19 protein-coding genes are annotated in these 21,960 nt (G+C 65.8%); 9 read left to right on the top strand and 10 right to left on the bottom strand.

Going from position 1 to position 21,960, the window contains the following annotated elements:
- Positions 1-80: 80 nt before the first annotated feature.
- From PO605_RS11260 to PO605_RS11250, 3 genes are all read right to left on the bottom strand, one after another.
- The gene (locus PO605_RS11260) at positions 81-545 is read right to left on the bottom strand and encodes a GNAT family N-acetyltransferase (RefSeq protein ID WP_047470234.1); all 465 of its coding nucleotides are present in this window, start codon (positions 543-545) and stop codon (positions 81-83) included.
- A 120-nt stretch (positions 546-665) separates the two neighbouring features.
- Positions 666-878, bottom strand: coding sequence for a hypothetical protein (locus tag PO605_RS11255; protein WP_026062350.1), 213 nt, complete (start codon positions 876-878; stop codon positions 666-668).
- Positions 879-893: 15 nt separating this feature from the next.
- Complete coding sequence (locus PO605_RS11250) at positions 894-1,592, bottom strand: hypothetical protein (protein WP_047470254.1); 699 nt, start codon at positions 1,590-1,592, stop codon at positions 894-896.
- Between the two features lie 61 nt (positions 1,593-1,653).
- On the opposite strand from PO605_RS11250, the gene PO605_RS11245 reads away from it, so the two are divergent.
- Complete coding sequence (locus tag PO605_RS11245) at positions 1,654-2,778, top strand: AAA family ATPase (protein ID WP_231574365.1); 1,125 nt, start codon at positions 1,654-1,656, stop codon at positions 2,776-2,778.
- Positions 2,779-2,864: 86 nt separating this feature from the next.
- On the opposite strand, the gene PO605_RS11240 is transcribed toward PO605_RS11245, so the two are convergent.
- Both PO605_RS11240 and PO605_RS11235 read right to left on the bottom strand, forming a co-directional pair.
- Positions 2,865-4,940: an FAD-binding oxidoreductase gene (locus tag PO605_RS11240; RefSeq protein WP_047470227.1), complete on the bottom strand. Its 2,076-nt coding sequence runs from the start codon at positions 4,938-4,940 to the stop codon at positions 2,865-2,867.
- Between the two features lie 46 nt (positions 4,941-4,986).
- Positions 4,987-5,598: a glutathione S-transferase family protein gene (locus tag PO605_RS11235; RefSeq protein ID WP_047470225.1), complete on the bottom strand. Its 612-nt coding sequence runs from the start codon at positions 5,596-5,598 to the stop codon at positions 4,987-4,989.
- Positions 5,599-5,799: 201 nt separating this feature from the next.
- On the opposite strand from PO605_RS11235, the gene PO605_RS11230 reads away from it, so the two are divergent.
- Positions 5,800-6,699 (top strand): LysR family transcriptional regulator, encoded by a 900-nt coding sequence (locus PO605_RS11230; protein ID WP_047470222.1) that lies wholly within the window; start codon positions 5,800-5,802, stop codon positions 6,697-6,699.
- Positions 6,700-6,860: 161 nt separating this feature from the next.
- On the top strand, positions 6,861-7,250 hold the full coding sequence (locus PO605_RS11225) for a hypothetical protein (protein WP_128422617.1): 390 nt from the start codon (positions 6,861-6,863) through the stop codon (positions 7,248-7,250).
- Positions 7,251-7,319: 69 nt separating this feature from the next.
- Here PO605_RS11225 and PO605_RS11220 read toward each other — a convergent pair whose 3' ends face one another.
- Complete coding sequence (locus PO605_RS11220; protein WP_047470218.1) at positions 7,320-9,332, bottom strand: TonB-dependent receptor domain-containing protein; 2,013 nt, start codon at positions 9,330-9,332, stop codon at positions 7,320-7,322.
- Positions 9,333-9,627: 295 nt separating this feature from the next.
- Here PO605_RS11220 and PO605_RS11215 point away from each other — a divergent pair, with 295 nt between their 5' ends.
- From PO605_RS11215 to PO605_RS11200, 4 genes are all read left to right on the top strand, one after another.
- Positions 9,628-10,326 carry a response regulator transcription factor gene (locus PO605_RS11215; RefSeq protein WP_043790363.1) on the top strand — a complete coding sequence of 233 codons (699 nt, stop codon included), beginning with the start codon at positions 9,628-9,630 and terminating at the stop codon, positions 10,324-10,326.
- A complete protein-coding gene (locus PO605_RS11210; RefSeq protein ID WP_082001522.1) occupies positions 10,307-11,665 on the top strand; it encodes a sensor histidine kinase in 1,359 nt (452 codons plus the stop codon). The genes PO605_RS11215 and PO605_RS11210 overlap by 20 nt, the downstream gene beginning before the upstream one ends.
- A gap of 44 nt (positions 11,666-11,709) precedes the next feature.
- The gene (locus PO605_RS11205) at positions 11,710-13,044 is read left to right on the top strand and encodes a sigma-70 family RNA polymerase sigma factor (RefSeq protein WP_047471071.1); all 1,335 of its coding nucleotides are present in this window, start codon (positions 11,710-11,712) and stop codon (positions 13,042-13,044) included.
- Positions 13,045-13,224: 180 nt separating this feature from the next.
- A complete protein-coding gene (locus tag PO605_RS11200; RefSeq protein WP_047475161.1) occupies positions 13,225-15,558 on the top strand; it encodes a TonB-dependent receptor in 2,334 nt (777 codons plus the stop codon).
- Between the two features lie 24 nt (positions 15,559-15,582).
- Here the strand turns inward: PO605_RS11200 and PO605_RS11195 are convergent, their stop codons facing one another.
- Positions 15,583-17,052, bottom strand: a complete 1,470-nt coding sequence (locus tag PO605_RS11195; RefSeq protein WP_272206500.1) for an MFS transporter — start codon at positions 17,050-17,052, stop codon at positions 15,583-15,585.
- A 171-nt stretch (positions 17,053-17,223) separates the two neighbouring features.
- On the opposite strand from PO605_RS11195, the gene PO605_RS11190 reads away from it, so the two are divergent.
- Positions 17,224-18,195 carry a LysR family transcriptional regulator gene (locus PO605_RS11190; RefSeq protein ID WP_272206499.1) on the top strand — a complete coding sequence of 324 codons (972 nt, stop codon included), beginning with the start codon at positions 17,224-17,226 and terminating at the stop codon, positions 18,193-18,195.
- Between the two features lie 55 nt (positions 18,196-18,250).
- Complete coding sequence (locus PO605_RS11185; protein ID WP_047472155.1) at positions 18,251-18,754, top strand: flavodoxin family protein; 504 nt, start codon at positions 18,251-18,253, stop codon at positions 18,752-18,754.
- A gap of 58 nt (positions 18,755-18,812) precedes the next feature.
- Here the strand turns inward: PO605_RS11185 and PO605_RS11180 are convergent, their stop codons facing one another.
- The 3 genes from PO605_RS11180 to PO605_RS11170 form a co-directional block, all read right to left on the bottom strand.
- The gene (locus PO605_RS11180; RefSeq protein ID WP_272206498.1) at positions 18,813-19,922 is read right to left on the bottom strand and encodes a hypothetical protein; all 1,110 of its coding nucleotides are present in this window, start codon (positions 19,920-19,922) and stop codon (positions 18,813-18,815) included.
- 239 nt (positions 19,923-20,161) lie between these two features.
- Positions 20,162-20,623 (bottom strand): hypothetical protein, encoded by a 462-nt coding sequence (locus PO605_RS11175; protein ID WP_047472158.1) that lies wholly within the window; start codon positions 20,621-20,623, stop codon positions 20,162-20,164.
- Between the two features lie 3 nt (positions 20,624-20,626).
- Positions 20,627-21,235, bottom strand: coding sequence for a peptidoglycan recognition protein family protein (locus tag PO605_RS11170; protein WP_047472159.1), 609 nt, complete (start codon positions 21,233-21,235; stop codon positions 20,627-20,629).
- Between the last annotated feature and the right edge of the window lie 725 nt (positions 21,236-21,960).

The raw sequence follows: 21,960 nt of genomic DNA, 5'->3' as shown, positions 1-21,960 counted from the left end.
AAACGAGGATTCAGGGACCGGGTGTCAGCGCCTCGGAAGCCGTGCAGGCGCTGCAGGCTGCCTGCCGGAGGGCGCATGCCTCAAAGATCCATTCCCAGATAGCGCGTGCCCGGCACGGGATTGAAGCTCACCGGCTGTGCATCCACAAAACCCAGAGACTCATACAGCCGCTGCGCAGCCTGGAACTCGGGCAGCACGTCCAGGCAGATGCGGGTGTAGCCTGCTTGCCGCGCAGCGTCCAGGATGCCGTCCACCAGCCGCCGTCCCAGGTTCTCGCCGCGTACCGAGGGGCGCACGTAGACACGCTTCATCTCGCACGTCTGCGCATCCACCTGGCGCAGGGCGGCGCAGCCTACGGGCTGGCCGTCTTTCCAGGCCAGCAGCACGCAGCCTTCGGGTGCGGCGTACTTGCCGGGCAGGGCGGCGAATTCGGTCTCGAAGTCCTGGAAGTCCAGGCTCACGGTGGGGCTGGCCACGTATTCCCGGAAGATGCGGACCACGGCGTCGAGGTCTTCGGGAAAGTGGGCGGGGCGGATATCGGTCATGTAAAGGCGTGTGCATGGCCCTGATGAAGGGCCCTGTCGTGCAAACAAAAAAGGGGCCAAGAGTAGGCCAGTATTTCAGGGATTTGGTTCGATCAGGCTTTGAGCGGCAGCTCCTTGTCTCTATCGTTGCTCGCACTTGCGCTTTTCCTGGGAAGCCTGCATGCCCGCATCCAAGCACTTGCTTCTCTCCACATGGTTCAGGACCAGCGGACCCAGCCAAACCGCCAATGCTGTCAGCGCCAAGGGCAGCACCACCAGCACCCACAGCATCCACTTCGCCTCACGCCGGAAATGCCCGGAGATTCCTGCGTTGGGCGATGCGGGATCTTTCATGGCGATGGCACCGCCTCAACTGCACAAGCGCAGATTGGTGCGCGCAGCCTTGAGCATGGGCAGCACCACATCGGCATCGGTGGGTGGATAGGCCTCGCGCAGTTCCTGATCCGTCTTGGCAGCTTCCTCGGCCAGCGGCGCCAGGGTCTCGCGGCAGGCGGCTGCATCGCCCGAGCGAAGCTGCGCCAGCGCCAGGTCGTTGCGCAGCCAGCCCTTGGTAACGCCGGTCAGCACCTCATCGCAGTCCTGCAGCACCGGCGCCAGCGTGGTCAGCGCCAGGCGGTAGTCCTTGGCTTCGTACGCGCGCTTGAAGTTTCTGCGCGATGCGGCAATGGCCTTGTCCGTGCAGCCGGGTGTGGGCCGAAGGTAATCGCCGCCAAACCAGGCCCGCATGCCGCAGAAGTCCCGGCATGCCTCGGCGGTGGCCGTGTCGACGCCGACGCGCTGGCCTGCAGGCGTGAAGTCCACGGCGCAGGCCGAATTCGCCATCCTGGCCCGGCCGTTGGTGATGGTGCCTTCCAGCTCACAGGTATGGCCGTTGGCACCGACGGTCTGGATGTGGAACTTGCCGCCAGCCTGCACCACCAGATCGCCGCCCCCACCTTTGCGGACATAGGTGCCCGGTGATGGTGTGGTTTGCTGTGCACTGGCTACGCCGATGTGGCAGGCAAGAACCAAGGACGGCAGGCGTAGCAGGTGGACGGCGAGTTTCATGGGCAGGGGCTTGGGAGTTGCGGTGTAGATGGCCAGCGCCGGAATTGCAGCGAGTGTATCGATGAAGACCATTGGTCTTGGCAACGCCGTTTGTCTGGTGACCGTGTGGTGCGGCGCACAGTTACATTGCTCCTCCATAAAGCCTTGGTCATTCATGGAAACCACGAAGCACATCAATCCAGACCACTATCTGGAAACCGAACAAGGTCGCCTGTTCACCCCGGAACGCAGTGCTGCCGCATGGGAGTTGGCGTACCGGGACTTGGACAAAGCACTGTCTGCCAGCTCGCCCGCGACCAAGCTCTATGTGGTGGTGGGGGTGCAAGCTGCAGGCAAGAGCAGCTGGATTCAACAGAACGCCGCAGCGTTGGGTGGTGATGCGGTGTTCTTTGATGCCGCCCTTCCGAAGACGGTGCATCGTGAGCGTGCCATTCAGATCGCCAGATCTCATGGGGTGCCGGTAGTCTGTATTTGGCTCAAAGCCGATTTGCAGACCGCCTTGCGGAGGAACACGCAGCGGCGAGCCGATCACCAAGTGCCGGAGCAGGCCATTCGCAGCGTGTTTGCCATGTTCGAGCCGCCGAGTGAGCAGGAAGGGTTCGCGGTAGTCCATATCGACGACACCGAGCCGGCCCCCGGGAGCTCCATCCAACCCATGGGGCAGCGCCAGTTCCCGTCCCTTCAGGATCTCGACCAGCAGATGATTGTGGGCTGGCGAGCTTGCGAGATGGCGTTGGCCGAAGGCGGCCGCTGGGATATGGATGAATCAGGTCGGCAGCGCTGGGTACCTGGCGAAGCAGTCTGGAGCCATCCGCAGGTGCCCTATCTCCAGTTCATCGAGATTTGGATTCAACTGGTGGACGGACGTGTCTGGTCAATGCTTTCCCGTATCGACGATGGCAGCGGGTTTCACGGCCTGTACCTTGTGACTCCAGAGGCGTCTGAGTCGGGTCCTGGCGTGCCTGCATCCATTGGTTACCGTGACCGACTGCTGGCTGAGTTGCCCTTGGGCCTTGTGCGGATAAAAGACATGCGCCGGGATGCAGATGGCTTTGTCGTGGAGATGTGCATGCACATCGGCCAGAAAGTGGTTCGGTTCCTGTCAGGGGAGGTCTATGAGCGGGGTCAGGGCCTGTTTGAAGTCATAGAGCTTGATGAATCGATACTCGTCCAGATAGAAAGCTAGATGCAGCCAAGCATTGGGCAGCAATCGCTGATGTGCCTTTTGCCGTCGGTATGTCCTGATGTGGAAAGCGCGCAGAGACAGGCTCCTCACAACGCCAGATGCAAAGCCTCCCCCGTCCCCTGCGCAGGCACGGCGCAGCAGATCAGGGCCTCGCCCGCGGGTACGGCGAAGGAGGGTGGCGAGGCATAGGTCACCCCGCCCTGCAGCACACGCGTGCGGCAGTCGCCGCAACTGCCCCCTCGGCAACCGAAGGCGGGCTCCAGGCCTCGCGCCTCGGCCACTTCGAGCAGGCTGCCGTCGCCGGGCTTCCAGCGCGCTTCCTTGGCCGAGTCGGCAAAGATGATGCGGACAGGCTGCGTGGCGGGTGCCGGCAGTTCGGCGGCGGGGGCTGCACCGGCCATGGAGCGCTTCAGGGCCGAGGGACCGAAGGCTTCTGCGTGGATGCGCTCGTCGGGCACATTGCGTTCGCGCAGGCCGTCATAGGTGGCCTGCATGAAGGCGTCCGGGCCGCAGAGGTAGAAGTCGTAGTCGTCCCAGGGCAGGGTGGCTTTCAGCAGGGCCATGTCGATGTGGCCCTCATGGTCGTAGTCGCGGCCGGCCTTTGCCGTGCCGGGCTGGCTGAGCGTGCGCACCCAGTGCACCTCGGCATTGCCGGCCTTCACCAGTTCGGCAATCTCCGTGTCAAAGGCCCGTTCGCTGCGCGTGCGAGCCGCCTGGAACAGCCAGGTGGGCCGCAGGCTGCGGGTGCGCCGGCCTTCGTGGACGATGTGGCGCAGCATGGCCAGCAAGGGCGTGATGCCTATGCCCGCGGCCAGCAGCACGGCGGGGCGGCGCAGGGCCGCATCGGCGGTGAAGCTGCCAGCGGGCGGGCGGGCCTCGACCAGATCGCCGGGCTTCAGGCCATGCAGATGGCTGGATGCTCGGCCTTGCCTCTTGACGCTGATGCGCAAGCGCCCGTCCGAAGGCGCCAGCGACAGCGTATAGGTGCGCTGCAGATGGCTGCCGTCCGCCAGCGTGAGGCGCAGCGGCAGGTGCTGGCCGGCCAGGGGAGCCACCGTGGCCATGCCATCGGCCGGCTCCAGGTAGAGCGAGCGGATGGTGGAACTCTCATCCACGGCCTGCGCCACCCGGAACGGTCGCCACTGCCGCCCCAGCCGGGCGGCGGCCAGGCGCTGGCTGGCATCGGCCCAGCTTCCGGTCATCTGCAGGTGGGGCGACCAGCCGTCGGCCGCCATGCTCCAGCGCAGCGGCAGGGCGTCGGGCCGGCGCACGATGCGGCGGGGCTTGAAGGTCCACAGGCGCTCGGCGCCCTCGAAGGCGGCGATTTCCGGGGAGTCAAGGATGACGCTGGCCTCGCCCGTCATCTGCAGCATTTCCCCGGTTTCGGAGTCGATGAACAGCAGGCCCGCCTTGGGATTGACCAGGAAGTTGCCCAGGGTCATGAAGAACAGGTTGCCCGAGAAGTCGGGGATGGTCAGCGTTCCATCGGCGTCGATCCGCACAAAGCCCGGCTTGCCGCCACGGTGGGAGACATCGACCTGGCGCAGGCCATCCTCCCCATCAACGTAGGACGCCACGTAGAACGTATCCGCCTGCGCAATCAGTGCCTGCGCGCGCGGGTCCAGTGATGCCAGTTCGACCGCCGGCACCTGCGTGGGCTCGTCCGCAGGCCGGACGAACCGGACGCTGCGGTTCTGGATATAGCGCGGGCAGTTGCCGAAACTCTGGACAACGCTGATGTCGAAGACGCCCGCCCCATCAACGCCTGTCTTGCGCCGCACGGTGCCGTTGAGCCGGTTGCGCCGGCGCGTCATGGGGTCCATGCCCAGCAGGCCCACGGCATGGCCATCGGCCAGGCCCGGCTCGGCCGGGTCGGCCGCATCACGGCCCGCCGCCACATGCAGGGTCGATGGATCGGGAGAGTGCAGGAAGCCCGGCTCGCCGACCCGTACCGTGGCCCAGGCGTCGCCTTGCGCATCCACGCTGCCCAGCACCACGAAATGCAGCAGCGGGTAGAACTCGCGGTGCTGGTCCAGCAGGAAGGGGCGCAGGAACTTGCGGCCCGGCATGTCCATGCGGCCCACGACGCCAACGCTTTGCTGGATCGCCAGTTCGCCCGCATGCCAGGGCGAGGCGGGGTTTTGCAGGGGTTGCGGGTGCATGGTGCGCTCCTTTGCCGGGGTTTCAGGGGAGGTGTGGCTCAGGCACTCAGGCCCGCAGGCCGGCCGGTGTCTGGGCGAATGCCACGAAGCCCGGCAGCGCCTCGATGCGGCCCAGCCAGGCGCGCACTTCGCGGTAGGGTTGCAGGTCCACATTGCCCTCGGGCGCGCTGGCGATGTAGCTGTACAGGGCCACGTCGGCAATCGTGGGCGCGCTGCCGGTGAGGAAGGGGCGGGTGGTCAATTGCGCCTCGATCTTGCCGAGGATGGCGTGGGCGCGGGCTATCACTTCCTCGGCCTGGAAGGGGGCCTTGAACACCGTGACCAGCCGGGCCGCCGCCGGGCCGAAGGCAATGGGGCCGGCGGCGATGCTCAGCCATTTCTGGATCTCGGCCTCGGACTGTGCGCCCAGAGGCATCCAGTCCTGGCGGTCCAGCTTGCGCGCCAGGTAGACCAGGATGGCGTTGGAGTCGGCAATCACCGTGCCGTTGTCGTCCAGCACCGGCACCTGGCCCAGCGGGTTCAGCGCCAGGAATTCGGGTTTCTTCTGCGCGCCGTTGGCCAGGTCCACGTGGACCAACTCATGCTCCACGCCCAGCAGGCCAAGGAAGAGGCGGGCGCGATGGGCGTGGCCGGACAGGGGAAAGTGGTAGAGCTTCATTGCGGTTCCTTGGGGGTGGTGAAGGCGCCGGTTGTCGGCGCCACGGGACGTATCCTCCTTCTCCGTCCGCATCTTTAGAATCCCCGGCGACGGCAAGTCACTCTTGCGGGAACGCGAACAAAGCGCCGGCACAAACCTGGGCAGTCCTGCGCGGGCCGCTCGCAGCCGGGCAGACATACGACACAGACAAGGCAGGCACAGATGGATCGCTTCCAGTCCATGACGGCATTTCTCGCAGTGGTGGACACGGGCGGCTTCGCCTCGGCCGCACGTCGGCTCAAGGTCTCGCCTTCGGTGGTGACGCGCGCGGTTTCCGACCTGGAGGAGCGCCTGGGCGTGCGCTTGCTCACGCGCACCACACGCTTCGTGCGCGTGACCGAGGCCGGCACGGCCTACGCCGACAGCTGCCGCCGCATCCTGGCCGAGCTGGAAGAGGCCGACGAGCATGCCGCCAGCGCCCACGCCGCACCGCGTGGCCGGCTCACGCTCACGGCGCCCGTGAACTTCGGGCGCATGCACGTGCTGCCCGTGGTGCACGACTACCTGGGCCGGTTTCCCGAGGTGGACGTCAACTGCTGGTTTGTGGACCGCGTGGTCAGCCTGGTGGACGAGGGCGTGGACGTGGCCGTGCGCATCGGCGATCTGCCCGACTCCTCGCTGCAGGCCATCCGCGTGGGCAGCGTGCGGCAGGTGCTATGCGCCTCGCCCGCATACCTGGCCAGCCACGGCGTGCCCCAGCGGCCCGAGGAGCTTGCGCAGCACACCACCATCACCGCATCCGGCCTCACCTCCACACCCGAATGGCGGTTTCTCGAAGGCGACCGTGCCCTGGCCGTGCGCCTGCAGCCGCGCCTCATGTCCATGACCAACGAGGCTGCGGCGGACTGCGCCCTGGCCGGGCAGGGCATCACGCGCCTGCCGCTCTACCAGATTGCCAAGCCCGTGCAGGACGGCGCACTGCGCCTGGTGCTGGAGCCCTTCGAGCGGCCACCGCTACCGATTCATGTGGTGCACCGGGAAGGGCGCCATGCCGCGCACCGGGTGCGGGCGTTCATCGATATGGCGGTGGATGCGCTGCGGGTGGCGGCGTTGAAGTGGTAGCGGGCCCGGATTGGGTTTTCCTCGGCACACTGGCGGCAAGTCCGCCTATTGAAGTCACTGCATAATCCGGACAGCTAGTCATCTTTCTACAGGCAGGCACTTTCATTCAATGCCCATTGATGAATGGGCGTTAAGAGCCTGTGCAATTTCTCGATAGAACCATGAAATCCCTTGTTGCTTTTGTTTTAGTGGCGTGCAGCGCATGCCTTGTTCGTGCTGAACCGGTTTTGGACTGGAATGTTCTCGGATTCGATGCCCAGGGCAATCCCACCAAGAGTTCTCGTCACTCATCTCACAGTAGTGCTCAGAGAAAACTGAACCTGCTATGCGGCGCTGAAGCGGCAAACGGGTCTCCTATGCCTGAGACCGTAAGCGTGCGCATTGAAGTGAGGCCTTTCTCCAGCGGTGGTCCGCAGGGAAAGCGCATCTTCCGCAGCGCGGAAATCACCTGCAATGAAGTCCGGCGCGAAAAAGATGCCCTGTCTAAATATATTCCGGTTCCCAGGGCGAGAAAGGCCGAGACCCTGCACGTTCCCAGTGTCTGGGACTGATTAATACTCGTGCCCGTAGCTTTCTCCACCTGATGCGGTGAAATAGCTCGGTCTTCTATGCCGCTACCCTCAAAACTGCGCCGTCACCCCCAAATACAAGCGCCGTCCATCCAGCGTCTTGCCGTAGTCGGCGAGGTTCACGGTCTTGTCCAGCAGGTTGTACAGGCCCGTGAACAGCTGGATGTTGGGCGTTGCCTGGTAGCTGGCGCCGATGTCCACCAGGGTGTAGGCGGGTAGCTGGGCCGTGCCGCCGTCTATGCTCCTGCTTTTGTAGCGGGCCTTGCCCCAGAGCTTGATCTGGCCTGTGATGTTCCAGTCCGCGCCCAGATTGAGCATGTGGCGGGGCAGGTTGTTGAGAGGCCTGCCGGCATCCGGTCCGCTGGCCACGTCGCTGGAGGTGAAGGTGTACGAGGTGTTGAACCGACCTCGGCCCAGCGGCAGGGCGATGGGCATGCCGTAGGCCAGCTCCAGTCCCTTGATGGTGGCCGAGCTGACATTGACGTACTGGTTGATGCGCGAGCGCACTTCGCCGTTGTATTCGCAGGCTGGGGCGGAGGTGGGGCTGGTGCAGATGGTCTGCGTGCTGATCTTGTCCTTGAAGTCGGTTTGGTAGGCGGTGATGCTGGCGTTAACGTCCTGCGCGGGCGTCCAGTTCAGGCCAATTTCGTAGTTGGTGCTTTTCTCGGGCTTGAGGTTTTTGTTGCCCATGTCCCAGGCCGCGCCACGCGCAGCGATTTCCACGATGTTGTCGTCGGCCTGCTTGAGGGTGGGTGCCTTGTAGCCGCCGCTGATGCCGCCCTTGAGGGTCAGTGCATTGCTCAGTCGGTAGATGCCGTACAGGCGCGGAATCCATTCGCTGCCGTAGTGCTGGTTGCGGTCGTAGCGTATGCCGCCCACGACGGAGAAGCGGTCGGTCAGGAAGTATTCGTCCTCGGCAAACAGGGCCATCTGCCAGCGTTCGAGGTTGATGTTGCGCGATCCCGGAAAGCGGCTGCCGTCATGCGCAGTCTCTTCGTTCTTGTACTCGGCACCGAACGAGACCATGTGCCGGTCCAGCGGCACGACGGTCTTGGACTGCAGGTAGGTGGCCCGGTATTCGGACTGGTAGGCGCCATTGGTGATCTGCACGTTCTCCCGCGTGATGAAGGAGCTGGTGCGGATGCGCGAGCCCCATTCGATGTCATGCGTCAGCGCGTAGTAGTTGCGTTCGTTCTGCACCGAGCCTGCGGCGCCCGTGCGGGCCGTGCGCTCGTTGTCCCCGGTGCCGCGCGTGGCCTGCAGGCCCAGGGTCTGGTTGCCGGTGAGTTTCCAGGCCAGCTTGGCGGTGATGTCGCGGTTCTCGCGGGCGGCGTAGCCGCCGGTGAACCGGTCCTCATGACGCTTGAAGCGCGAGCCGTACAGTGTCAGGCCCAGCCGGTCCTGTACCAGCGGGCCGCTGAGGTAGAAGCGCTGCTGGCCCTCGCTGCCGGCCTGTGGGTTTTCCTGCATCGTTCCGTCCACGGTGACGCTGCCGGTCCATTGCGTGGACACCTTCTTGGTGATGATGTTGATCACCCCGCCCAGCGCGCTGGATCCGTACAGCGACGACATGGGGCCGCGAATGACCTCGATGCGTTCGATGGCCGACATGGGTGGCAGCCAACTTGTCTGCTGCGCGCCGCCAAAGCCGTTGTAGTAGGCCTGGGAGGAGCTGCCCAGGGGCTTGCCGTCCACCAGGAACAGGGTGTAGTCCTCGCCCAGGCCGCGGATATAGATCTGCGTGGATTCGATCTTGCCGCCCGCACCTCCCTCGATGGCGACGCCTGGAATGTCGAGCAGGGCATCGGTCACGTCGCGGTAGCGCTTGCCTTCCAGCTCCTTGGCTGTCACCACGGTGATGGAGGCAGGCGCGTCGGCCAGCGATTGCTCGAAGCCTGTGGCGGTCACCACCACTTCGGACAGCTTGCCTTCGCCGGCCGCCTGCTGTGCATGGGCCAGCAGCACGGTGCTGCCGGTCAGCAGACAGGCTAGGCCTTTGCCGATGAGGATGAGCGGGTGTGCAGGGGTGCAGGCCCTGGCCGGCTGCAGGAAAGAGTCGATCACTGGTTGGCTCCGGTCGCTATTGAAAATGGGGTTGTCCGTACACGACGGCACGCGCCGCCGGGCAGGCGGTGCGGGTGATGGGTTGGGGTGGGGTGGGGTGGGGTGGGGTGGGGCGCTCGCCCGGGCAACGGTCAAGCGGGGGCTGCGCTGCAGGCGGCTGGCTAAGCCGGCTCAGGGCTTGCGGGGGGCGCAGGTTCTGGATCTTGCGGTGTCATGGCGCTGGCCTTGCAGCTTTCAAATTTAAAATACGTCTGATTCGTATTTGTATCTAACATTCCTGATCAACGTCTGACCGATGAAGCTGCTCGTTGTTGAAGACCACCAAGATTTGCGAGCGCTGTTGCAGGCCCATCTGGAGCGCATGGGATTCGCGGTGGATGTGGCCGCCACCGGACGGCAGGCGCTGGACGCGCTTGCCGTCACCGACTATGAGGCCCTGATCCTGGACCTGGGGCTGCCTGATATGGATGGCATGCAGGTGCTGGCCCGCTGTGATGACCGCCGCCGCAGAACCCCCTGCATCATCCTCACGGCACGCGACGCGCTGGAAAGCCGTCTGGCCGGGCTCAATTGCGGCGCCGACGACTATGTGCTCAAGCCCTTTGACATCTCCGAGCTGCAAGCGCGCGTACGCGCCGTGCTGCGCCGTGCCCAGGGCGGCCGGGAGCCTCGGCTGAGCCTGGGCAATCTGGCCTTTGAAACCGATTCCCGCCATGCGACCGTGGATGGCAGGCACATCGATCTGCTCCGGCGCGAGGCCATGCTGCTGGAGGAGATGCTGCGCGTGTGGCCCCGCATCGTGGTCAAGGAACGCATGGAAGAGCACCTGTACGCCTCGCGCGAGAGCGTGACCCTGAATGCCGTGGAGGCGCTGATCTCGCGCCTGCGCCGCAAGCTGCGCGACGGCGGCGCCAATGTGCTGATAGATACCGTGCGTGGCGTGGGCTATCGCATGGTCTTGCCCGCTGCCGCGCATGAAGAGCACCAGTCTTGAGCTGCGCGTGCTGTTGGGGCTGGCGCTGGCCTTTGCGGCTGGCGCCGGCGCACTGTCGCTGTCGCTGTACGACACGCGCGACCAGCTGCGCCGCGTGGCGATGGTGATCCAGGCGCGGGAGATCGCTGAAGGCTTCACCATGCAAAGCGATCCGGCCCGACTGCCCAAAAGCCATGCGGGCGGCGAGTTGTCGTACACGCTGTATTCGCCCGAGGGGCGGGTGCTCTGGTTCTCCGACAACCTCCAATCCCCGCGCCGCCTGCGCCTACCGCCCGACGGTGCGCGGGCGCCGCTGTTGAGGCTGCCCATCTACAGTGGCCAGGTTGTCAACGTGGCCGCACCACTGGCCGATGGAGCCACCCTGATGGTGGCCAAGCGCGATGTGCTGGAGCGCCAAGCCATTGGCGATCTGCTGCACGCCAAGCTGCTGCAAAGCCTGGTGATGCTGGTGCCTGTAGGCCTGCTGGCACTGCTGCTCATCTACTGGATGATGCGCTGGACGCTCAGGCCCGTGCAGCAGGCCGCACGTTTTGTGCAGGGCATGAAGCCAGGTCAGGTCCAGCCCATTCCGACCGCCCGGCTGCCGCGCGAACTGCTGCCGCTGGCCGAAGCCGTCAACCGCGCACTGGAGAATCTGGCGCAGTCGCTGGCCAACGAAAAGCGCCTGGTCGCCGACGCGGCGCATGAACTGCGCACGCCCCTGACCGTGCTGGACCTGCGCCTGCAGAAGGCGCGCACGGACCCCAGCCCCGATTGGCAGGCCGTGGACGGCGACGTGCGCTACCTGCGCCGCGTGGCCGAGCAGCTGTTGCTGCTGGCGCGCCAGGAGCAGGACCTGGGCGCAGGCGAGGCTGCTCCCGCAGCAGCGTCCACGCATCTCACGCGGCTGGTGAGGGAGGCCATCGCCGCAATGCTGCCGTTGTTCGAGGCCGGCTCGCGCAGCATGCAGGTGGACCTCATCGATGGCGTGCACTGCCAGGGCAACGCAAGCCTGCTTCACACCGCCATCTCCAATGTGCTCGAGAACGCCTTTCACCATGGCCAGGGAGATGTCTTGGTGGCCATGACGGCGGTTGAAGGTGACGTGATCCGCCTGACGGTGGCCGACCAGGGGCCTGGCGTTCCGTCCGACCGGCAGGAAGCCATGTTCACCCGCTTCAGCAAGGCGCGGCCTGGCAGCAGGGGCGCCGGCCTGGGACTGGCCATCACCCGCAAGATATTGCGCAATGCAGGCGGGGACATCCGCTTTCTGGGCAGTCCCCATTGCGAGCTGGAACTGTGCTTCAGGAGTGCATCGCATGGGGCTGTTGCGCCAGGGGCCATTGGCAAACAAAATTAGAATGATAGTCATTCTCGTTGTCGATTCATCACCTCCCCCCGGCCATGCCCACCCCTTCCGCTTCCTGGACCGCTGCGCGCTGGCACCAGCTTTTCTGTGCCTGCCAGCAGCAACTGGTGTCCTATCTGGCCGGCAAGACCGGCAGCCGTGATGAGGCGCAGGAACTGGCCCAGGAAACCTGGCTGCGCCTGGCCGATGCGCCGCCGCAGCTGCCCGATGGCAGCTCGCCCACGCTCGAAGCCGCGCGGGCCTACCTGTTTGCCACGGCCAAGCATCTGGCGATAGACAGGCTGCGCCAGCGCGGTGCGCAGCAGCGCTGCATGGACGACTGGGCGCAATTGCAGCCCGAGGCCGAAGGCGATGTGGCCGACCGAGCCATGTACCGGCAGGCACTGGCCGTGGTGGAGCGCACGATTGCAGACCTGCCCGAGCGCATGCAGGCCGCCTTGCTGGCCCACCGCCTGCATGGCGAGCGGCAGGCCGACATCGCCCGGCGCCTGCAGGTCTCCCTGAACACCGTGGAGCGTGACCTGATGCAGGCCGATGCCTGCCTGGAAGCCGCCTTGCTGCGCTGGCGCGGCGGGGTGGAGGCGGGCTTGCAGGCCTCTTCCAGAAAGCGGCGGCGGCGTGCCCTGGGCGCGCTGCTGGGCGTGGCCGGCATGGCCTGCGCGGCCTGGCCCGCCTGGCAGATGTGGAGCCGCCGCGTGCTGTGGCAAGGTGAACTGGCCAGCGCCACGGGCGTGCAGCGCAGCCTGGAGCTGCCCGATGGCAGCGTGCTGCGCGTGGACGCCGCCAGCCGCGTGGCGCTGACCTACCGTGCCGACCTGCGACAGGCACGGCTGCAGGAAGGCGCCGCCTTCTTTGCCGTGGCGCGCGATGCGGCACGGCCCTTTGTGGTGGAGGCCGGCCCCTTGCGCGTGACCGTGCTGGGCACGCGCTTTGGCGTGGAACTGGAGCCCGATGCGGTGCGCGTGCAGGTGGAGTCGGGCCAGGTGCGGGTGGAGCATGCGGCCACCGGACGCAGCCAGTTGCTGCAGGACAGCCAGTCGCTGCGCATTCCCCTGGACGGCGGCGAAGGAAATGCCGATGGCGCTGCCTGGCAGCCGCAGCTCCAGCAACGGCCCGCGGCCTGGCGCGAGGGCGAACTGGTCTTCGAGCAGGAACCGCTGGGCCGCGTCGTGCACCGGCTGGGCCGCTACACGCGGCGCCGCCTGGTGGTGGAGGAGGGCGCAGCGCAACTGGCCATCAGCGGCCACGTGCGCATTGCCCAGGCCGAGCGCTGGCTGCGCGGGCTGCCGCAGTTCGCGCCGGTTCAGGTCAGCGTGCTGGACGACGGCGGCCTGCGGATTGCGCGGCGCGGCGGGCGCGCGGAGCCGTGAGGTTTTTTTCAGGGTTTTTGGGAGTGACTCGTATTTGCATATGAAAGGCCGGGCGCCCTGCCTGTGCCGGCGATTCGCAATGAGCCTGTCTTCCAGAAAGTCCTTATGTCCGCTCCCAAGTCCTCCCGATTCCGATTCCGCCTCCGCCGCACAGCGGTTTTTCATGCATGTGCAGGCCTGGTGCTGGGCCTGCAACTGCAGTTGGCCGCCGCGCAATCGGTGTCCTTCGACGTGCCGGCCCAGCCGCTGGCCCAGGCGCTGAGCCAGTTTGCGCGCCAGGCGGGGCTGCAGCTCACCTACTCCTCCGAACTGGTGCAGGGCCGGCAGGCCCCGGCGCTCAACGGCAGCCACGATGTGCGCCAGGGCCTGGCGGCATTGCTGCAGGGCAGCGGCCTGCAGGGGCGCATCGAGGGCGGTACGCTGACCCTGCTTCCCACTGCCGCCAACGCGCCGGAGAACGCGCACCGCCTGTCCGAGATCACCGTCACGGCCGGCGACCAGTATGTGAGCCTGCTGCCCGCGCCCTACGCCGGCGGGCAGGTGGCCAAGGGCGTGCGCCTGGGCGTGCTGGGCAATACCGGCAACATGCAGGCGCCGTTCAGCACCACCAGCTACACGTCCGAGGCCGTGCGCAACCAGCAGGCCGGCACCATTGCCGAGGCGGTGAACCGCGACCCTTCCGTGCGCTACACCGTGCTGCCGGGCGGCAACGTGGACAACCTCTATATCCGGGGCTTTCCGATCTGGGAGGGCAACTCGGGCGAGATCGCCTTTGACGGCATCTACGGCATTGCCCCCAACTACCGCGTGCGCACCGAGTACGTGGACCGTATCGAGGTGGTCAAGGGGCCGGGCGCGCTGCTGTTCGGCATGTCGCCCAACGGCTCGGTGGGCGGCGTGATCAACATCGCTCCCAAGCGCGCCAATGAAGATGTGGCGCGGCTGGCCACGGGCTGGACTTCGGACAGCCTCTGGCGTGCCCATGCCGACGTGGGCCGGCGCTTTGGCGACGAGGCCCAGTACGGCATCCGTGTGAACGCCAGCAAGTACGGCGGCGATACGTCCATGGACCATCAAAGCACCGACGGCCATGTGCTGGCCGTGGCGCTGGACTACGAGGTGGAGCGCTTCCGCGCCACGTTGGACCTGCTCTCGCAGGACGAGCGCATCGACGGCGTGGGCCGGCCCATCATGCCCACGGGGCTCTCCTCCATGCCTGCTGCGCCCGACGGCACACTCAACGTGACCCAGCCCTGGGAATGGTCCAGGAATCGCGAGCGCGCCGTGCTGCTGCGCACCGAGCTGGACCTCACGCAGCAGCTCACGCTGTTCGCCAACATCGGCCAGTCGCGCGCCAATGTGGACCGCATCTATGACTCCGCCCCGCGCCTGACCAGTGCGGCGGGTGCCACCAGCATCACGCCCACCTATGCGGTGTTCGACGTGGACCGCAGCACCATCGACGCGGGCCTGCGCTCGCGCTTTGCGCTGGCCGGTGTCAAGCATTCGGTCACGCTGCAGCTGGCCAGCTACCGCGAGGATTTCCACCGTGCGCTGCAGGCGGGCTCGGCGGTGGCGTCCAACATCTATGCGCCTGTTGCCCACGCGCCGCAAAGCATTGCGCGGCCTTCGGCCATTCCGCGCATTCATGACAACCGCAACACCAGCCTGGCCCTGGTGGACACGCTTTCGCTGCTGCAGGACAGGCTGCAACTGTCGCTGGGCCTGCGCCACCAGGCCATCAAGTCCACCAACTACAACGTGCTCACGGGCGGCGCCGCCAATGTCTACGACGAGAGCGTGACCACGCCCGCCGTGGGCGTGGTCTGGCGCCAGGCGCCCAACTGGAGCCTCTACGCCAACTACATCGAGGGCCTGAGCAAGGGCGACATCGCGCCGCCCGCCGCCAGCAACTACGGCGAGGTGCTGCGCCCCTACAAGAGCCGCCAGTACGAAGTGGGAAGCAAGTACGACTTCGGCAGCTTCATGGCCACGGCCGCCCTGTTCAGCATTGAAAAACCCAGCGGTGGCCTGGACCAGGGCGTCTACAAGACCAACGGCGAGCAGCGCAACCTGGGCATGGAGCTGTATGCCTACGGCGAGGCCGCGCGCGGCCTGCGCCTGCTCGGTGGCGTGACCTGGCTCAAGCCCGAGATCACGCGCTCGGCCACGCCTGCGCTGGTGGGCAACCGGCCCATCGGCACTTCGCGCCTGCTGGCCAACCTGGGCGTGGAATGGGATGTGCCCGCCCTTGCGGGCCTGACCCTGGTCGGCGACTTGGCCTACACCGGCGCCCAGTTCGTGGACCAGGCCAACCGCCTGCGCATCCCGGGCTGGACACGCACCGACCTGGGCCTGCGCTATGCCACCCGCATCGCAGGCCGCAAGACCACGCTGCGCGCCACGGTGCAGAACGTGGCCGACCGCAAGGCCTGGGCCGGCGTCACGTCCTGGGGCGCCGTCTCGCCGATGATTCCGCGCACCTTCGTGGTGTCGGCTTCGGTGGATTTCTGAGGCATTTCTGAGGCACCGGGCGGCCTAGGCGCCTTCCGTAGCCGAACGAATGGCGGCGCTCTGTGCCGCAGGGGCTTCCTGGCCGTCACGCGCTGCGGCTTTGCGCGCCGGCAGCCATCGGCAGGCAGCCAACGCCGCCAGAACCGCCAGCGCCGCGCAGCCGAAGATGGCCTGCAGCCCGTGGCCCAGCGCGGCGGTGACGGCATCGGCCTGTGCGGCCAGGGGGCTGGCCGCAGCCAGCTCCTGTTTCATCAAATGGGTGAGCAGGGCTGCCAGCAAGGCTACGCCGGCGGCGCCGCCCAGGCTGCGCAGCATGACGGGTGCCGCCGTGGCAATGCCCAGGTGCCGGGCCGGCGACACACGCTGCGCCACCACGGTGATGATGGGAAACATCAGCCCCAGTCCCAGGCCTAGCGGCAGCAGTCCTGCGGACAGGGCCAGCGGTGCCTGCGGCAGCCAGTGCAAGGCTGCGGTGATCAGTCCGAACGACAGCAGCATCAGCACGCAGGCCACCCGGGCGAGCGACGCGGCTGGCGTCTGGGCGCGCAGGCGCCGGCCGCTGCCAATGGCCCCTGCGGTGATGCCGGCCATCAGTGGCGCCAGGTGCCAGGCGGAACCGGTAGGCGACAGGTGCAGGCCGATCTGCAGATACTGCGGAAGGAAGACAACGGCCGCATACAGCGCAACGCCCGTGGACAGGGCTAGGAAACTGACCGCCGCGTAGGCCGGGTGGGCAAACAGCGACAGCGGCAGCAGCGGATGGGTGGCGCGGCGCTGGCGCACGAAGAATGCAAGGGCGAACTTGGCGCCCAGGGCCAGCAACACCCACAGCGACAGCTGCTCTGGCAGATTCAGATGGCTGTGCTGGGTGGCCAGCAGCAGGCTGACCAGGGCTGCGGCCAGCAACACGGCACCCAGCCAGTCGATGCGCTGGCGGGGCCGGGGCTCGGCGGCAGCCTCCGGCACAGCCGCCCTGGGGGGCAGCGCCCATGCCAGCACTCCCCAGGCCAGCCCTGCGAGCGGCACATTCAGCCAGAACGCCCAGTGCCAGGACAGATGCTCCACCAGCGCCCCGCCCAGCAGCGGGCCGACCATGGTCGATACGCCATAGGCGGCGCCCAGCAGGCCCTGGTAGCGGGCCCGTTGCTCAGGCGCAAACAGGTCGGCAAGGGTCAGCATCGTCAGCGTCATGAGTCCGCCGCCGCCTGCGCCCTGCAGGGCACGCGCCAACACCAATTGCTGCAGGTCATGGCTGGCACCACAGGCCAGGGAGCCGGCCAGGAACAGGCCGATGGCCAGCAGCAGCATGGGCTTTCTGCCCAGCACATCGGCCAGCCGCCCGTACAGCGCAATCACCACGGTGGCCGCCAGCAGATAGGCCGAGAACACCCAGGCCAGCGGCCAATGGCCCGGCAGTTCGCGGGCCATCACGGGCAGGGCGGTCGAAAGAATGGTCTGGTCCAGGGCCGCGAGGACGAGCGTCAGCACGAGCATGGCGAAGCAAAGCAGGGGCAGGTTCCGCCGACCGGGCGGGGAAGTCAGCGAGGTTGTGGACATGGGCGTCATGGGCGTGCAGCGGCGAGGGCTTGGGTTGAGGCAACGGCCGCCAGTGTCGGGAGTGGTGTGGGTTTTGTACAGTGCAATGTATTGAACGTATGATTTCGCATGGCGAACACATACGACCTCAACCTGCTGATTGCACTGGATGCCTTGCTCAGCACGGGCAGCGTGACGCAGGCGGCCGGGCGCATGCACCTGAGCACTCCCGCCATGAGCCATACGCTGGCACGCATCAGGGAGGCGTTTGGCGACCCCATCCTGGTGCGTGCGGGCCGCAGCCTGGTGCCCACGCCGCGCGCCCTGGCCCTGGCGGAGCCGGTGCGCGCGCTGCTGGCCCAGGCGCGGGCGCTGCAGGACCCTGTCGATGCGGGAGGACTGGCGGGCCTGCGCCGCCGCTTCGTGGTGCGGGCGCCCGAAGGCATTGCCGTCGTCTTCGGTGCCAGCCTCTCGCGTGCGCTGGAGGCGGAAATGCCGCTGGCCAGCCTGCAGTTCCTGCCCGAAACCCATGCCGACCCGGGGGCCCTGCGCGAAGGCCGCATCGACCTGGATGTGGGCAGCTTTCGCAGCATGGACCCGGAAACCGAGAGCCTGGTGATATCGGAGCAGACCTTGGTGGGCGTCGTGCGCGCCGGCCATCCCCTGTTGAAGTCCGCCAGAAAGTCGCAACGGCTGAGCACCGCGCAGTTCGCCGCCGCGCGCCACGTCGGCATCACCCAGCGCCCGGGTGAAAGCTCGCCCGTGGACGCTGCCCTGGAGGCGCTGGGCCTGCAGCGGCAACTGGCGCTGCTGGTGCCCAGTTCGTTCTCGGCCCTGATTGCGGCCTCCCGCACCGACCTGGTGGCCTGCGTGCCGACACGCACGGCGCATGGCATGGCCGCATCGCTGGGGCTGGTGGTGTTTGCCTTGCCCATCGACGTGCAGGTGCAGCCCATGCGCATGGCCTGGCATCCGCGCCATCAGGCGGATCCCGCGCATCAATGGTTGCGCGACTGCATTCAACGGCAGCTCGATGATCCGCAATGGATCAGGCCTTCCGTGGCATCGCTGACGGATGGGGCCGGCAGGGGGGTTACCTGACCCGCACCGTGGCGGGAGCGGCCCGGTTCTCCCTCCATCGGTCTATGCTCGCGGCATGAACGCAAGCAAGACCCTGCTGATCGTCTACCACTCCATGACCGGCGGCACCCGCCAGATGGCCGAGGCCGCGCGCGACGGCGCAGCGGCCGAAGGCCAGGGCGTGCAGGTGCGCCTGCTGCATGCCTCCGAGGCCGGCCCCGACGATGTGCTGTCCGCCGACGGCTACCTCTTCGCCACCCCGGAAAACCTGGCCGCCATCAGCGGCCAGCTCAAGGACTTCTTCGACCGCAGCTACTACGCGGCGCTGGAGCACCTCAATGGCCGGCCCTATGCCAGCCTCATCTGCGCGGGCAGCGACGGCCAGAACGCCGCCCGCCAGATCGCCCGCATCGCCACCGGCTGGCGCCTCAAGCCCGTGGCCGAGCCCCTGATCATCTGCACCCACGCCCAGACCACCGAAGCCATCCTGGCACCCAAGCGGATTGCCGCAGCTGAGCTGGAGCAGTGCCGGGCGTTGGGGGAGGCGATGGGGGCCGGGCTGGCGCTGGGGGTCTTTTGAGGGTTGCCAGCATCTTGGGTGCCCTACATTTCTTGGTGGCCCGGTCGCCCGGTGTGGCTCAGCCGAACAGGCGCGACCAGAATCCGCCTTTTCCACCCACCTGCTGCCGGGCTCCCTGCATGTGGGCGCGTATGCCGAGCAATTGGGCATCGCCCGGATCGTGGCGCAGGGCGATCTCGACCAGTTCAGGCTGAAGGTGCGAGGCCTTGAGCTGGCCCAGGGCCCTGAGGGCGGTGACCTTGTGCGCATGAACGAAGCTCATGCTGCGAACTTCCCATGGCGCTTGCTGTTGCTGAGACGAAAGCTGCGCATAGCGGCGCTCGGCTTCGGCCACGATGTCGAGGACGTCCTGGTGGTGGCTGGTCTCGTTGAGATAGGCGCATGCGGTCTGCGCGCAGTCCAGATACAGGCCGGTATCAAGCGCGTAGTCCTCCATCAGCAGCAGGGACAGGTCGGTGGCTTGCTTGCGGTTCCCCAGTTGCCGATAGGCATGGCGCAGGTTTTCCAGCAGGGCCCGGAAACAGGTCTGCTGCAGCCCGGCTTCGAGGACGGCGGCCGCCTGCTCGTACTGTTCCTGCGCGTTGTACAGCACGCCCAGGTTGTTGCAGCACATGGCATAGGTGTGGATGTCCAGCGCGGCGGGCGCGGCCTCCCGGCCGTTTGCCGGCGTGCCGGCGCTGGCGAAGCGCTCCAGACAGCGTTCGTAGAGTGTGGTCTGCAGGCGTTCGATTTCCTGCAGGGCCGCTGCATCCGTGTCGGGGCGCTTCCACTTGCCCACGGTCACGCCGGCCGTGTAGTAGTCGGGTGCCGCCGGGCTATCAGCCAACTCGGGATAGGAAAAGATGCTGCGCCAGGGCACGGCATGCTCCATCTCGAAAATGCGGGCTTGCAAGTCCGCCTGGGGCTGCAAGGCATGAGACTTGCGGTAGGCGGCCAGCGCGGGCTCGGGTTCGTCCAGCCAATAGTGGGCACTGCCCAAATAGCGGTGTCCATAGGCATTGCCTGGTGACATTGCCAGTGCGCGCTGCGCCCATTCGACGACCTGGCGCAATGCCGCACTGCGGTCCTCGGTGAATTGGTCACTGGAATCGAGATACACCAGGCACAGCATCAGCCATGACCATTCGCTACCCTGGCCTGATTCGGCAGTGGCCTGAATGCTGGTCAAGAGGCTGGCAATCGCTTCATTGTCCAGATGGCTGAAAACCGTGGTGCCAGACCATAGCGCATGCATTCGCGCGTGGTCGCCCTGGCTGAGGGCATGCATTCCTTGGGAAATCAGTCGTTCCATGGTCTGTTGGGAATATTGTGGGAGGCGCCATCGTATCCGCTGTGTTTGACAGGAGGATGGGGCACCACTCAATGGGAGCGATAAGACGCCCGTGCAGACAATGTCTGAACAACAGGTCAAAGCCCCGTCAACTGCGGCAATGCCTTCTCGCAGGCCTTGCGGCACAGGTAGCGCAGGTCCTGTTCACCATCTTCACTGCGCAGGTAGCCGGCGCCGGCGGCGTTGATGTTCCATTCATAGACCTTGCCCGAGCGCAGCAGCCGTCCGCTGAAACTGCAGGGCAGGATGATGGATTCCTCGTGGAAGCTGCCAGCCGAGACTTGCTTTGCCGTCGCGAAATAGCGGGCCACGTCGGTGGCGTCCAGGCTGACTTTCTCGCAGCCCATGGTCTCGCCCGAGCCTACGGAACGGGTGACCGGGCCGATGACGGAAATGGGTGCCGCCTTGGCCGCGTGTTTGGGCGTGGATGCGGAAGTAGATGAGGCCTGCAGCGGCGCATGCAGGCACAGCATCACGGCAACCCAGGCGGCAATGCGCAGGCTGCGAGAGGGGTTGTTGAAAAGCTGGCTGGATGGCATGGCTCAGGCTCCCGTGAAGATGTAGCGCAGCAATTGGGCGCCTTCGGTCGCCTCCTTGCGGGCAATGGCGCCGTGGGAGTAGACATCGGACAGCAGCTTGAGCTTGTAGTGGTCCACCACTTGCTGGGTCAGCCATTTGGTCTGGAACAGCTGCGATTGGGTGGGCGCCTCGTAATCCTTGGTCGATGGCAGGAAGCGGCCCACCACCTCGATGCCAACGGAGTCGCTGTTGGCCGGATAACGCAACGGATAGGCCTTTGTGTTCTCGTGCGATGACACATTCTTGGCCCGCTTGCTGAAGCTCAGGCCCTTTTGGTGCAGCAGGGCATTGATGTTCTTGAGTTCCGTGGGATCGCAGGTGCTCTCGTTGACGCAGCGCGGCTGAAGAATTCCCACATGCCAGCAGATGCGCTCAAGGCTGGCCGTCTGGTAGATCTTGCCGTCCTTCTCGATCAGAAAGTGCGCCCCCGTCTTCTGGCCGCTCTTGTAGGCATTGAGCACGCTGGCGGCCGTGGACGAGTCAGTGCGGTGCAGCACGATGGAGGTGACGGACAGCAAGGCGCCGTGCTCTATGGACGGATAGGTCTTGACTTCGACGCTTTTGTCTACCATCAATCCTTTTTCGATAGTGGCCAATTATTTCTCCCTCTTTATTCCGACTGGTTGGTTGCGGCTGGCTGGAAAACCGGCACAGCATACAGGTTTATTAGATAGAAATAATTCGAAATGTACGACAGACTTTGTTGATTGAAATATGTTGAAACAATTGACTTGGGTTCATGAAGGATTGATGAATCGCAGAAATGTCCTGCATTCCGTCACGCCCAGTGCCAGCGAAGTGCACCGGCCTGCGCGGTGACCCATAAAAGCGCCGCAATTGGATGCGCCGGCAGCAGACCAATGGCAAGGTCGAGAAGTTCATTCAGTGGATGCTTCGCGAATGAGACTATGGCTGGGCGTACCTGAACTCAGCCGAGTGGACTCATGCCTTTTCTATCTGGCAGCACCTACAACAGGCAGAGATTGCACAGCGACATCGGAGGCGTCGTCCTGATGTCCAGGCTCAAATCTGCAAACAACCTATTGTCGGTTCACGTCTAGTTGTATTAGATAAATTTCGCCTTGCAAGCCGCAGGTGCAGTCCTGGATATGGTGCCGGTACCTGATATCCAGTCTGTCAAGGACGCTTTCGCAGGCCGGGAAGTTGCATCCGGGCCTGAGCTTTTGCAGTCGTCTTGCTAACAGGTTTGAAGAAGACCCATCAGCCAGCGCGCAGAACGTCCGGACAGCAGCCATTGGGCGCCATTAAAGCAGCGATCCTGGGCAGAAGGGGCAGC

Origin of the sequence: Delftia sp. DT-2, from assembly GCF_028401915.1 — a bacterium.
GTDB classification, from domain to species: Bacteria; Pseudomonadota; Gammaproteobacteria; order Burkholderiales; family Burkholderiaceae_C; genus Comamonas; species Comamonas tsuruhatensis.
Note: the sequence above shows the minus strand (reverse complement) of the source record. Positions and strands in the feature narration are given on the sequence as shown.